Raw genomic sequence first — 12,433 nt, forward strand, 5'->3', positions numbered from 1 at the left:
ACGGGATCCGTGATCAGAGAGCTGGCTTTTGCACCAAAAAGAAGAGGGAGGCTAGAGCGTCTCTCTTCTTTGGGAGTGCCTGTGGAAGGCCTGAGAGGTGCTCGGACGAATTGGCGCGAAACGCAATCAGCCCCCGGAACGGATCCAGGGGCTGTCGTTTACGCATCCGGCGCGGATGCGCGCCGGATGGCGATGCCGCTTACTGCTCGCTCTTCTTGATGCCGAAGGCGAAGAACTGCGAGTTCAGGCCGTTCACGGGATAACCGGTGACGGCCGAGCTCGAGACGACGATCTGCGGGTAGAGGTAGAGCCAGTTGCTGGCGGCATCCTCGGCGATGATCGTGTTGGCTTCCTTGAGCTTGGCGGTCTGCTCGTCGGTGTTGGCCGCTGCCTCCGACGCTTTGATCAGGTCGACGACTTTGGGATTGTTGTAGCCCCAGTAGAAGTCCGGATTGCCGTAGAAGACGATGTCGCGGTGATTGACGTGCTCCTGCAAAGTCGCCTGGAAGTCATGCGCCTTGTAGACCTTCGTGTACCACTCGTTGGCGGTGATCACGTTGATCTCGACCTTGATGTTGACCTTGGCGAGTTCGCTCTGGATGAACTGGGCGACGATCGGATGAGGGTCGTAGTTCGGCGTGTCGAGCTTGAAGGTGAAGCCATCGGCAAAGCCCGCTTCCTTCAGCAGCGCCTTGGCGCTCTCGACGTCATAGGCATCGACGGCGGTGAGGTCCACGTACCAGGGGTCCGTCGGCGGAACGAACGAGCCGATCAGCGTGCCGTATTCGCCCCAGATCGACGTCAGCAGCTTCTTGTCGTCGATGGCGCGGGCGATCGCTTTGCGGACCTTGACGTTGTCGAAGGGGGCGACGCGGTCGTTGAAGGCGAGCAGTTCCTTGGTCGTCGACTGGCCGGCGGTGACGGTGAAGTCAGGATTGTCCTTGAACTGAGCGATCGAGTCCGGGCTCTGGACGCTGGTGATGATGTCGACGGCGCCGGTCAGGAGCGCATTGTTGAGCGCGGTCGCGTCGGTGAAGTACTGGAAGACGACTTCGCCATTGGTCGGCGCAGTGCCCCAGTATTTGTCGTTGCGGATCAGGGCCAGCGACGAGCCGCGGCGCCATTCGTCGAGGCGGTAGGGGCCGGTGCCATCTTCGCTGGCGTTCAGGTCCTTGGCCGCATCGTTGACGATCCAGACATAGCTCAGATTGTAGGGCAGCGAAATCGAGCGGGCAGACAGCTTGACGACCACCGTCTGGTCATCGGGCGCCTCGATGGCGCTGATGGTTGCAAGGCTCTTCTTGCGCGAGCTCTTGGATTGCTCTGCCGTCACGCGTTCGATGCTGTACTTGACGTCTGTCGCCGTCAGCGGATCGCCGGAGTGGAAGGTGACGCCGGGGCGAAGCTTGAAAGTGTAGGTGAGGCCATCGTCGCTGACGCTCTGCTCGGCCACGAGACCCGGCTGAACGTCCCCGGCATCGGTCAGCGTGAACAGCGCTTCATAGACATTGCCGTTGAAGGCTTCGTTGATGCCCTGGCCGGCGCCGGCGGTGTTGTCGAGGTTCTGCGGCTCATAGAGCGAGCCGATGGTGATCGAGGCGTTGGGATCGAACTTCGCGTCCTCGGCAAAAACGGCCGTGCTCGACGAAAGAGCCAGCGCCAGCGTGGTGGCTGCCAAGGTTGCACCGCGCGCCCGGCGGGTTTGTCCCGCGGTCTTGCCAAAGCCGATGATAGTGCCAGTCATGTCCCAAACTCCTGCTTATGCCTGTTGTGCGGATCGCACCGCCGCCCGAATTCTAGCCATCGGACGATTGCCGTGCATCATACTTATTCCCTAGTAATTTAGTGGGAAAATTGATTTCTTTTGTCAGGCGAAGTTGAAATTTGTACCCGCGATTGCGGCGGTTGGGCAGATGCGTGTTTCGCTTTTCACCGCCCGATGTGGATAGAGATATATCAGGCAGGTCTTGATCGGCCCATTGGCGCTTGAGGAATTGACGTGAACTCCTTCCGCTGATTGTGAACGCCAGGCGCCAAGCGGAAATCGATTGTCGTTCGCAAATCTTTTCCCTCGAAAATTGCAAAATGCAACGAGTCGACAAAAGGATTCGACAGTCGGGAGATTCTGATATATCGGCTGATTAATCGTTTAATCACGCGATAGCGGAAACCACTGACTTGGCGCGTTCCGGACCAAAACTGACGAGGATTGCCAGAACGCTGGGCGTCTCCGCGGCGACGGTTTCAAACGCGCTCTCGGGCAAGGGGCGCGTCTCCGCCGAGATGGTGGAAAAGATCCGCGCGACCGCTGCCGAGCTCGGCTATGTGCCGAGCCAGGCGGGCAGGGCGCTGCGCACCGGCCGCACCGGTGTTCTCGGCCTCGTGCTTCCCGATATCGCCAATCCGCTCTTCCCACAGATCGCCCAGGCAATCGAGCTTGCGGCTTCGTCCTCGGGCTATGGCGTGCTGATCGCCGACTCGCGCGGCGACGTCTCGACCCAGACCAAGGCGATCGAGCGCCTGATCGATCGCGACGTTGATGGCCTCGTGATCGTGCCCAGGCGCGGCACGCGCATTGCCGATGTCGGCTGTCCGGTCGCCGTCATCGATACGCCCTCGACGCCGGGCAACACGGTCGCCGCCGACCATTGGGGTGGCGGCCGGCAGATTGGCGAACACCTTAAGGCTCTCGGCCACCGCCGCGTGATGATCATCGGCAACAATCCCGCCTCGAACGTGCAGAACGACCGCGCCGGCGGTATTCGCTCGGTCTTCGGCGAGGGCACCCATACCGATACGCTCTGGATCGAGCCGTTGGAAAAGGCGGCCGGCAAGGGCTGTCCGCTCGGCCTCGCCGACAAGGTGGCGGAAGGCTACACGGCCTTTGCTTGCATCTCCGATCTCCATGCGCTGCGGGCGCTGACCGAGCTGCAGCGCGCCGGTATCAACGTGCCGGAAAAGGCGAGCGTCACCGGTTTCGACGACCTGATCTGGTCGCCGGTCATCACGCCGGCGCTGACGACCGCGCGCATGGACATGACCGAGATCGCGGCGATCGCCGTCGCAGCGCTCGTGAAGGCGATCAGCGAGCGCGACCCGTCCGATCCGGCGATCGGCGCACCGGTTACGGCGGCGACCTCCAAGGTGCCGATGCATCTGGTCGTCCGGCAATCGGCCGCGGCACCGCCCGCGTCTCAACCCGTTCTTACCACTGCCACCGCAGCTACATCCGTCACCGAAGGAGGACACCAGCCATGAAGAAGTTCTTGCTTGCCTCGAGCGCGCTCTTGCTCGTTACCGCCCCTGTCGCATCCGCTCAGGAAAAGACGCTCACCATTTCCGTCTACGGCTTTGCCCAGGACGCATTCAAGGAACTGGTCTACACCCCGTTCGAACAGAAGTGCGGCTGCAAGCTCGTCGTCGAAACCGGCAACAGCGTCGAGCGCCTCGCCAAGATGGAAGCCAACAAGGCGAGCCCGGTCGTCGACATGGCCGTCGTCTCGATGGCCGACGCGCTTTCGGCCACCCGCGCCGATCTCATCGAAAAGATCGACACCTCGAAGCTCCAGAACTTCAACAAGCTCTACGACCTCGCCAAGGACCCGAACGGCGACGGCATGAGCGTCGGCTACACCTTCTATGCCACCTCGATCGTCTATCGCTCGGACAAGATGGAAGTGAACTCCTGGGCCGATCTCCTGAGCGACAAGAACGCCAGCCACGTCGCCTTCCCGAACGTCACCACCAACCAAGGCCCGCCGGCGCTCTACATGGTCGGCGAAGCCATCGGCAAGAACACGCCTGACCTCAAGGAAGCGATCGCCGCCGTCGGCGCCAAGAAGGACGATATCGTCACCTTCTACGTCAAGTCCTCCCAGCTCGTTCAGCTGATGCAGCAGGAAGAAATCTGGGCCGCTCCGATCGGTCGCTTCTCCTGGGAAGGTTTCACCAAGCTCGGCCTGCCGATCAAGTGGGCAACGCCCAAGGAAGGCCAGACCGGCGGCATGAACGTCATGGTGCTGACCAAGGGCAGCAAGAACCAGGATCTGGCGCTTCAGTTCATGGACTTCTGGCTCTCGACCGAAATTCAGACCGCGCTTGCCGAAAAGCTGGTCGACAGCCCGGCCAACAAGGACGTGAAGGTTTCGCCTGAGATCGCCGAAAACCTCACCTACGGCGAAGAGACCGTGAAGAATCTGAAGCTGATCCCGTCGGCCGTTGCCCTCGACAACCGCGAAGCGTGGCTGTCGGAGTGGAACGCCCAGGTCGGCCAGTAAGACCAAGCCATTGCGACCTCCACCGGCGGATCGTGATCGCCGGTGGAGACCTGATGCGACGGGCGCGATGAGACGCGCCCCGGAATGCCTTGAAAGGAAGAAGGATGTTCCAGAACCGCGCCGAAGCCCTGGCGCTCGCTCTGCCCGCAGCGGTCTTTGCGGCGATCGTCTTTCTGGCGCCGGTGGTGATCCTGCTGGCGGAAGGCTTTCGCAGCGCCGACAGCTGGTCGCTGTCGGCCTATACGACCTTCTTTTCCGATCCGCTGAACCGCACCGTCTTCCTGCGCACCTTCCGGCTCGGCCTGATGGTTACCGTCGTTTCGGCGGTCATCGGCTATGCCGCCGCCTTTGCGATCGTCAATCTGACGCCGCGCAACAAGGGACAGATGATCGGCCTTGTCGTGCTGCCGCTGATGATCTCGTCGGTTGCCCGCACCTATGCCTGGATCGTCATTCTCGGCCGCACCGGCATCGTCAACCAGGCGCTCCAGCTTGTCGGCCTCTCGGATGAGCCGATCCGCTTCCTCTTTACCGAGACCGCCGTGTTCATCGGTCTCTTGCAGCTTTTCCTGCCGCTGATGATCCTGTCGCTGATCAGCGCGCTTGAAAACATGCCGAAGGATGCGATCCCGGCTGCCCGCGTACTCGGCGCCAACTGGTTCCAGGTGTTTTTCAAGGTGATCCTGCCGCTGACCAAGGAAGGCCTGGTGATCGGCGGCACGCTGGTCTTCACCGGCTCGCTCACGGCCTACATCACACCGGCGATCCTCGGTGGCTCCAAGGTGCTGATGCTCGAAACGCTGCTCTATCAGCGCGTCACCGTCGCCAACGATTTCGTCGCGGCCAGCGTCATCGCCTTCATCCTGATCGTCATGAGCTTTGCCGCCAATCTTCTTTTGAAACGGCTTGCCACCGCGAGGAACAAGCGATGACACCTCGTATCTTTACTCCGCTCGTCCTCTTCCTGGTGATCGGCTTCCTGATCGGGCCGTTCTTCATCATCGTCGCCGCGTCGCTCTCCGGCGGCGAGACGCTGGCCTTCCCGCCACAGGGCTTCTCGCTCAAGTGGGTCGCCAAGGTGTTCACGGTCGAGAGCTTCCAGGAAAGTTTCGCGATCTCGATGCTGCTGGCGATCGGCGGAACGGCGGCCGCTCTCGTGCTCGGCGTTCCCGCCTCCTACGCCCTCTCGCGCTACAAGCTGCCTTTTGGCGAAACTATCCGCACGATCGTGTCGCTGCCAATCATCGTGCCCGGTATCATCGTCGGCCTGGCGCTCTTGCGTTACATCGTCGTGCCCTTTGGCCTCAACATCACGCTGACGCTGTTCCTCGCCCACACCGCGCTGGTTCTGCCCTATGCGGTCCGGGTCGTCTCGGCGAGCCTCAACAACCTGCGCTCCGATATCGAGGAGGCAGCTGTGCTGCTCGGCTCCTCGCGCGCCGGCGCCTTCTTCCGCGTGGTGATGCCGAACATCCGCAGCGGCATCCTCGCCGCCTTCATCCTCGGCTTCGTCACGAGCTTCAACCAGGTGCCGGTATCGCTCTTCCTCTCCGGTCCGGGTGTGCGCACCCTGCCGATCGACATGCTCTCCTACATGGAGATCACCTACGATCCGTCGGTCGCCGCCCTCTCCGCGCTGCTCGCCTTCATGTCCATCGGCATCGTCTTCCTTGCCGAACGCTTCCTGGGATTCTCTCGCTATGTCTGACGCCCCCTTCCTCAGCCTTGAAAAACTGACGCTCGCCTATGGCGATACCGTTGCGGTGAAGGACCTCGACCTTTCGATCCGCAAGGGCGAACTGGTGGCCTTCCTTGGGCCCTCCGGTTGCGGCAAGACGACGACGATGCGCTCGATCGCCGGCCTGCTGTCGCCCGCGTCCGGCGCGATCAAGCTCGATGGTGCCGACATCACCCGCGTGTCCGCCAACAAGCGCTCGGTCGGCCTGGTCTTTCAGTCCTATGCGCTGTTTCCGCACCTGACTGTGTTCGAAAACGTCGCCTTCGGCCTGCGGCTGAAGAAGCTGCCGGCCAACGAGATCGAGAGCAAGGTGACCGCCGGTCTCAAGTCGGTCGGGCTTTCGAAGTTTTCCGCCCGCAAGCCGGGCGAACTCTCCGGTGGCCAGCAGCAGCGTGTCGCGCTGGCGCGTTCCATGGTCATGGAGCCGAAGGTGCTGCTGCTCGACGAGCCGCTGTCGAACCTCGACGCTCGTCTGCGCCTCGAAATGCGCACGGAACTGCAGCGGGTGCAGAAGGAAACCGGCGTCACGATGATCTTCGTCACCCACGACCAGGGCGAGGCCCTGTCGCTGGCGGACCGCATCGTCGTCATGCTGAACGGCGCGATCGAGCAGATCGGCACGCCCGAGGATATCTACAACCGCCCGATCTCGCGCTTCGTCGCCGACTTCGTCGGTTTCGAAAACATCTTTGCCGTCGAGGGCGGCAAGCTGAAGGCCGAGAACGGCCCGATCGATCTCTCCGGATCCCTGCCGCCTGACACGGCAGGGCTTGCGTGGCGTCCGCGCATGGTGACCCTTGGTTCAGGTCCTTTCCAAGGCACCGTGCGCGGAGCCTCTTTCTCCGGCAGCACGCGCGAGTACCTGCTCGATACGCCGCTCGGCGCCATCAAGGCGGAACAGGATGCAGCACTTGCAGCCCGTGAAACCGGTTCTGCCATTGCCTTCGACCTGCCGGTCGAGAAGGCCGCACGCCTCAAGAAGTTCGGGTAAGGTCCGATGGGTGTCTGGATCGATACGGACATGGGGTTCGACGACATTGCCGCAGTGCTTGTCGTCCTTCATGCCGGTGAAGAGATCGACGGCGTTTCGCTGGTTTTCGGTAACACGCCGCTTGACCAGGTGAAGCGCAACGCTGCCGGCGCCGCGCGCGCTTTCGGCTGGGCTTTCCCCATCCATGAGGGGCGCGCCCTGCCGGTGCTCGGCAAGCTCGAAACTGCCGAACGCATCCTTGGCGAAGCCGGCATGCCGACAGCGGGATTGACGCTGCCGGAGGCCGACGCCTTGCCGGTAAGCGAAGCCTTTGCGGCACTTTGCGCCTGGCTGGAGCAGGAGGGGCCGAAGCGGATTCTGGCGCTCGGGCCGCTCACCAATCTCGCTGCCCTTTGCCTTGCCCGTCCGGACTTGGCGAGCCGGATCACCGACCTCACCTGGATGGGGGGCGGCGTCACCAGCGGCAACCATACGGCATCTGCCGAATTCAACGCCTTCGCCGATCCGGAAGCGCTGGCGATCGTGATCGCTCATGGCCTGCCGCTGCGCATGGTCGATCTCGATCTCTGCCGCAAGGTCTTTGCCTACCCCGATGACGTCGCGCCGATCCGCTCGGCGGGTGGCGTCCATGCCGCCCTCATCGCCGATCTGCTTGCCGGCTTCATTTCGATCGGCACCAGTCGCGGCCGGCCGGGCATGGCGATCTACGACCCTTGCGCTGCCGTTGCCTTCGTCAATCCGGGCGCAATCTCGTTTCGCAAGGCGCGCATCGATGTCGAACTCGGAGGGACGCTGGCCCGGGGGCGCACCGTCGTCGAAACGCGCGAAAGCCATGCGATCTTCAATGCCGAATATGCCGTCGATGCCCATGTCGAGACGACCAGGGCTCAGATCCTGGGCGCTTTGATGAAGGAAGCGCAGAAGTGAGTTCCATAGAGCAGCCTCAGGACTTGATGGATGCGGCGCTCCGTAGCCGGGCAGTGGCGGCAGCGCGTGGTGCTGAACCGTTCGACGTTCTGATTTCGGCCGGTACGCTCGTCGACGTGGTGACGGGCGAGCTTCGCCCGGCTGATATCGGCCTTGTTGGATCGTTGATCGCAAGTGTCCACGAACCGGGCACGCGCTCCGATGCGGCAACCATGATCGATGCGACGGGCGCTTACGTTTCGCCCGGTCTGATCGACACCCATATGCACGTCGAAAGCTCGATGGTGACGCCGGCGACCTATGCCAATGCGGTGCTGCCGCGTGGCGTGACGACCGTCGTCTGGGATCCGCATGAGTTTGGTAATGTCAACGGTGTGGCCGGCGTGCGCTGGGCCGCAAACGCCAGTCGCGATCTGCCGCTGCGCACGGTGCTGCTGGCACCGTCGAGCGTGCCGTCAGCACCCGGCCTGGAGCTGGCCGGTGCCGATTTCGACGCTGATGTGATCGCCGACATTTTGAGCTGGCCGGAAATCGGCGGCATCGCCGAAATGATGAACATGCGCGGCGTCATCGACGGTGAGGCGCGCATCACCGGGATCGTTCAGGCGGGGCTTGCCGCCGGCAAGCCAGTCAATGGCCATGCGCGCAGCCTTGCGGGGCCTGATCTCCAGGCCTTCGTGACCGCCGGCGTCAGCTCCGACCATGAACTCGTTTCCGGCGACGATCTGCTGGCAAAACTCAGGGCAGGGCTTTCGATCGAACTGCGCGGTTCGCACGATCACCTGCTGCCGGAATTCGTCAAAACGATCAAGGCTCTGGGCCATCTTCCTCAGACGGTAACGCTCTGCACCGACGACGTTTTCCCGGACGATCTTGCCCATGCCGGCGGTCTCGACGATGTCGTTCGCCGGCTGGTGCGCTATGGCCTGCCCGCCGAATGGGCGCTTCGGGCGGCAACGCTGAATGGCGCGGTCCGCCTGGGCCGGCATGATCTTGGACTTGTGGCGCCAGGGCGTCGGGCGGACATCGTGGTCTTCGAAGATCTCGCTGATTTCCGTGCGCGCACGGTCATCGTCGACGGCAAGACGATTGCAGACGCCGGACGGATGATCGAGCCGCTCAGCGGCATTGCCGCCGAGACCCTGCACGGAACGATGAAGATCGCGCCGCTGTCGGAGAACGACTTCCGCATTCCAGCAGATGGCACGAAGGTCCGCGTCGCGACCATCGACCGGCCGCGTTTTACCCAATGGGGCGATGCCGTTGCCGCGGTTGAGGGCGGCTTCGTCGTTCCGCCCGAGGGGACGACTCTGATCGCCGTGGCGCATCGTCACGGGCGCGCCGATAGCCGACCGGCTGTGGGTCTGCTGTCGAGTTGGGGCGCCTGGCGCGGCGCCTTTGCAACCACGGTATCGCATGACAGCCACAACCTCACGGTTTTCGGCGGCAATGCGCAGGATATGGCGGTCGCTGCAAATGCGGTGATTGCTGCCGGTGGCGGCATGGCCGCTGTGTCCGGCGGCAAGGTCAATGCACTCCTGCCTCTGCCACTCGCGGGGCTGGTTTCCGAGGAGCCGCTGGAAGAGGTGGCGGATAGCTTTGCAGCACTCCGCGAAGCAGTCGGCCGCATCGTCGATTGGCAGCCGCCTTACCTGGTCTTCAAGGCCTGCTTCGGCGCGACGCTCGCCTGCAACGCCGGACCGCACCAGACCGATCGCGGCATTGCCGACGTGGCGACGGGCAAGGTCATGGAAAGCCCGATCCTGGAGATCCTTGAAGCCTGACATTCAAAGGCCGCTAAGGCAGAGCGGCCGTTGAAGTCCGACGTCATTTCCGTATGACAGCTTGCCTCGCCCTTCAAGCGCAGGTTCTAAATCCTTGAGATCGCACGCTCCCGCCTGCTTCTTCGCGATCAAAGCGTTACTCGGCGCGTGCCAGTTCCTGTTCCACGAGGGTCGACCAGAAGGTGGCGCCCGGACCGATCGCGTCGTCGTTGAAATCATAGGCAGTGTTGTGGTGCAGCGCGCCGTCGACGGCGGGGCCGTTGCCGAGCCAGACGTAACAGCCGGGCGCTTCCAGCCCGAAGAAGGCGAAATCGTCGCCGGCGGTCGACGGCGGAAATGACGTCCGGGTCTTCTTGCCGAACACCGCCTGAGCGGCGCTCAACGCCCGGGCAGTGGCATCGGCGTCGTTGACGACGGGCGGAATGCGGCGTTCGAATTCGTAGTCGACGGAAATCCCATACATCTCGGCGGTACCACGCGCGAGCCGGCCGATCTCGGTTTCGAGCTGATCGCGCACTTCGGGCGTATAGGCGCGGGCGGTGCCGCCGATTTCCACCGTATCGGGGATGACGTTGAGCGCCTTCGGGTCGCCGGCGCGCACGGAGCAGGCGCTGACGACGGCTGGCTGTAAGGGATCGACGACGCGGCCGACGATCGACTGCAGCGAGGCAAGGAAGGTGCCGGCGGCCGTCACCGGATCGCGGCCGAGATGCGGCTTGGCGCCATGGGTGCCGACGCCGCGAAAGGTGAGCCGCCAGCTATCCGAAGAGGCAAGCTGCGGACCGGCGACGACGGCCATCTCGTCCGGGTCAAGGCCCGGCATGTTGTGCAGGCCGTAAACCGCGTCGCAAGGGAACAGCTCAAAGAGGCCGTCTTCGACCATACGTTTCGCACCGCCACGCCCTTCCTCGGCCGGCTGGAAGATGAAGTGCACCGTGCCGGAGAAATTACGGGTCTTCGACAGATGGCGGGCGGCGCCGAGCAACATGGTGGTGTGACCATCATGGCCGCAGGCATGCATCTTGCCGGCCTCGCGGGATTTGTAGGGACGGTCGGCGATCTCCGGCATGGCGAGCGCGTCCATATCGGCGCGAAGGCCGATCGAGCGTGTGCCGTTGCCGACCTGCAGCGTGCCGACGACGCCGGTTTTTCCCAAGCCTCGGTGGACCTTTAGACCCGCTTCCTCAAGCCACTTGGCAACGAGATCGCTGGTGCGTACCTCCTCGAAGCCGAGTTCCGGATGGGCATGCAGGTCGCGACGGAAGTCGGTGAGGAAGGTGAGGTCGTCGGCTATTCCGTCTGGCAGGCGCATCGTCAGGCATTCCCATGTTTCATTGCGCGAAGGGCTTGTGAATTCCGCGTGCTTTGCTTGAGCCGCAGCGCCCTTTCGGTTTGATCGAAGTCGCAAACGGTATAGACGAAAACGGCCGGAACCAGAACAGCAAGCCGGCCTTTTTGATCGCCTTTCATTTCGGGCGAAAGCGCGCAGACGAGGACCGGACCGATGCAGCCCCACGACTTCTGGCAGGAAATCTACCCGCCGAAAAGCTTCGATATTCAGGCGGGTTATCGCGATTTCTTCCCGGCGTCCCTCGGCGATGGCAGGCAGATTCTCCTGCCGATCCGTCAACTCGCCGACGGCAAACATGCGCTGGCCTCGCTGATCGTCAATCAGGCGAGCTTTGCTGTTGAGGACGCACTGGCAACGGAACTTGCGGCGAAGCTCGCACCCTATGAGCCCGAAGTCGTCGCCGGTCTGCCGACGCTCGGCCTCACGCTTGCGTCTGCCGTTGCCCGCAAGCTCGGCCATAGCCGCTACGTGCCACTCGGAACGTCCAAGAAGTTCTGGTATGTCGACGATCTCTCCGTGCCGCTCTCCTCGATCACCACGCCCGACCAGAAGAAGCGTCTCTACGTCGATCCGCGCATGTTGCCGTTGCTTGAGGGTAAGCGCGTGGCTCTGATCGATGACGTCATTTCCAGCGGTACGTCGATCCTTGCCGGGCTGACGCTGATGGAAGCCTGCGGCATCGAGCCGGTCGCGATCGGCGCGGCCATGCTGCAGACCGAGCGCTGGCACCAGCCGCTTGCGGACCGTGCACCGCATTGGCCGGAGCGTGTCGTCGGAGTGTTTCAAACGCCCTTGCTTCAGCGGGGTGAAGACGACAGCTGGCGCGCCGCCTGAATTTCTTGGCTTCCGCGCGGCAGCGAAGATAGATTTGTCTATCTGCTCGGGACGTTACGAAAGGACTTGCATGCGGTTCATCAATCCGATCCCTTTCGTCCGCGACATCGATCACTCCCGGGAATTCTACGAGAAGATTGTTGGCCTGACGGTTCGCGAGGATTTCGGAAACTTCGTCCTCTTCGAAGGCGGCTTCGCGATCCATGAAGGACGTTCGCTGGAGCGGACCGTCTGGCGAACAGAGTTTGGTTCGGATGAGCCTTACGGGCGGCGAAATCTGCTGCATTATTTCGAGCACGAGGATGTCGATGCGGCCTTCGCGCGCATTGCGCCGCATGTGGACCTGATCCATCCGGTCGAGCGTCAGGCATGGGGCCAGCGTGTGTTCCGCTTCAGTGACCTGGACGGGCATGCGGTTGAGATCGGAGAGCCGCAGGTGCTGGAATCGCCAATCGACCCGGAGAACCCCTAACTTATTCAGGCGCTGGCTTCATTGAAAGCCAAGGCGCCCTCGCCGTCGCGAAGGCGTCT

Annotated in this window: 11 protein-coding genes; 9 read left to right on the forward strand and 2 right to left on the reverse strand. The window is 62.8% G+C overall.

Going from position 1 to position 12,433, the window contains the following annotated elements; all coding sequences use genetic code 11:
- Positions 1-199: 199 nt before the first annotated feature.
- Positions 200-1,744 carry an ABC transporter substrate-binding protein gene (locus ASD01_RS19935; RefSeq protein ID WP_060521741.1) on the reverse strand — a complete coding sequence of 515 codons (1,545 nt, stop codon included), beginning with the start codon at positions 1,742-1,744 and terminating at the stop codon, positions 200-202.
- Between the two features lie 434 nt (positions 1,745-2,178).
- Here ASD01_RS19935 and ASD01_RS19940 point away from each other — a divergent pair, with 434 nt between their 5' ends.
- From ASD01_RS19940 to ASD01_RS19970, 7 genes are all read left to right on the forward strand, one after another.
- Entirely contained in the window at positions 2,179-3,258 is a 1,080-nt protein-coding gene (locus ASD01_RS19940; protein ID WP_060521740.1) for a LacI family DNA-binding transcriptional regulator, read from the forward strand.
- On the forward strand, positions 3,255-4,277 hold the full coding sequence (locus tag ASD01_RS19945) for an ABC transporter substrate-binding protein (RefSeq protein ID WP_060586131.1): 1,023 nt from the start codon (positions 3,255-3,257) through the stop codon (positions 4,275-4,277). The genes ASD01_RS19940 and ASD01_RS19945 overlap by 4 nt, the downstream gene beginning before the upstream one ends.
- A 104-nt stretch (positions 4,278-4,381) precedes the next feature.
- A complete protein-coding gene (locus tag ASD01_RS19950) occupies positions 4,382-5,209 on the forward strand; it encodes an ABC transporter permease (protein ID WP_060586133.1) in 828 nt (275 codons plus the stop codon).
- Positions 5,206-5,985 carry an ABC transporter permease gene (locus tag ASD01_RS19955; RefSeq protein WP_060586135.1) on the forward strand — a complete coding sequence of 260 codons (780 nt, stop codon included), beginning with the start codon at positions 5,206-5,208 and terminating at the stop codon, positions 5,983-5,985. The genes ASD01_RS19950 and ASD01_RS19955 overlap by 4 nt, the downstream gene beginning before the upstream one ends.
- Positions 5,978-7,006: an ABC transporter ATP-binding protein gene (locus tag ASD01_RS19960; protein WP_060644308.1), complete on the forward strand. Its 1,029-nt coding sequence runs from the start codon at positions 5,978-5,980 to the stop codon at positions 7,004-7,006. The genes ASD01_RS19955 and ASD01_RS19960 overlap by 8 nt, the downstream gene beginning before the upstream one ends.
- A 6-nt stretch (positions 7,007-7,012) precedes the next feature.
- Positions 7,013-7,933 (forward strand): nucleoside hydrolase, encoded by a 921-nt coding sequence (locus tag ASD01_RS19965; RefSeq protein WP_060586137.1) that lies wholly within the window; start codon positions 7,013-7,015, stop codon positions 7,931-7,933.
- 26 nt (positions 7,934-7,959) lie between these two features.
- Positions 7,960-9,717 (forward strand): adenine deaminase, encoded by a 1,758-nt coding sequence (locus ASD01_RS19970; RefSeq protein ID WP_060644309.1) that lies wholly within the window; start codon positions 7,960-7,962, stop codon positions 9,715-9,717.
- A 136-nt stretch (positions 9,718-9,853) separates the two neighbouring features.
- Here ASD01_RS19970 and ASD01_RS19975 read toward each other — a convergent pair whose 3' ends face one another.
- Entirely contained in the window at positions 9,854-11,029 is a 1,176-nt protein-coding gene (locus ASD01_RS19975) for a M20 aminoacylase family protein (protein WP_060586142.1), read from the reverse strand.
- A 156-nt stretch (positions 11,030-11,185) separates the two neighbouring features.
- Between ASD01_RS19975 and ASD01_RS19980 the strand changes: the two genes are divergently transcribed.
- Both ASD01_RS19980 and ASD01_RS19985 read left to right on the forward strand, forming a co-directional pair.
- Positions 11,186-11,902, forward strand: a complete 717-nt coding sequence (locus ASD01_RS19980; protein ID WP_280138786.1) for a phosphoribosyltransferase — start codon at positions 11,186-11,188, stop codon at positions 11,900-11,902.
- A 70-nt stretch (positions 11,903-11,972) separates the two neighbouring features.
- On the forward strand, positions 11,973-12,374 hold the full coding sequence (locus ASD01_RS19985; RefSeq protein WP_060644310.1) for a VOC family protein: 402 nt from the start codon (positions 11,973-11,975) through the stop codon (positions 12,372-12,374).
- The last annotated feature ends 59 nt before the right edge of the window (positions 12,375-12,433 follow it).

Origin of the sequence: Ensifer sp. Root423, assembly GCF_001426275.1 — a bacterium.
Taxonomy (GTDB): Bacteria; Pseudomonadota; Alphaproteobacteria; order Rhizobiales; family Rhizobiaceae; genus Ensifer; species Ensifer adhaerens.

Bases quoted from the DNA above. Each gene is read 5' to 3' on its own strand.
- ASD01_RS19975 (WP_060586142.1), bottom strand. From the start codon at position 11,029: ATGCGCCTGCCAGACGGAATAGCCGACGACCTCACCTTCCTCACCGAC.
- ASD01_RS19935 (WP_060521741.1), bottom strand. From the start codon at position 1,744: ATGACTGGCACTATCATCGGCTTTGGCAAGACCGCGGGACAAACCCGC.
- ASD01_RS19985 (WP_060644310.1), top strand. From the start codon at position 11,973: ATGCGGTTCATCAATCCGATCCCTTTCGTCCGCGACATCGATCACTCC.
- ASD01_RS19970 (WP_060644309.1), top strand. From the start codon at position 7,960: ATGGATGCGGCGCTCCGTAGCCGGGCAGTGGCGGCAGCGCGTGGTGCT.
- ASD01_RS19950 (WP_060586133.1), top strand. From the start codon at position 4,382: ATGTTCCAGAACCGCGCCGAAGCCCTGGCGCTCGCTCTGCCCGCAGCG.
- ASD01_RS19965 (WP_060586137.1), top strand. From the start codon at position 7,013: ATGGGTGTCTGGATCGATACGGACATGGGGTTCGACGACATTGCCGCA.
- ASD01_RS19955 (WP_060586135.1), top strand. From the start codon at position 5,206: ATGACACCTCGTATCTTTACTCCGCTCGTCCTCTTCCTGGTGATCGGC.
- ASD01_RS19945 (WP_060586131.1), top strand. From the start codon at position 3,255: ATGAAGAAGTTCTTGCTTGCCTCGAGCGCGCTCTTGCTCGTTACCGCC.
- ASD01_RS19960 (WP_060644308.1), top strand. From the start codon at position 5,978: ATGTCTGACGCCCCCTTCCTCAGCCTTGAAAAACTGACGCTCGCCTAT.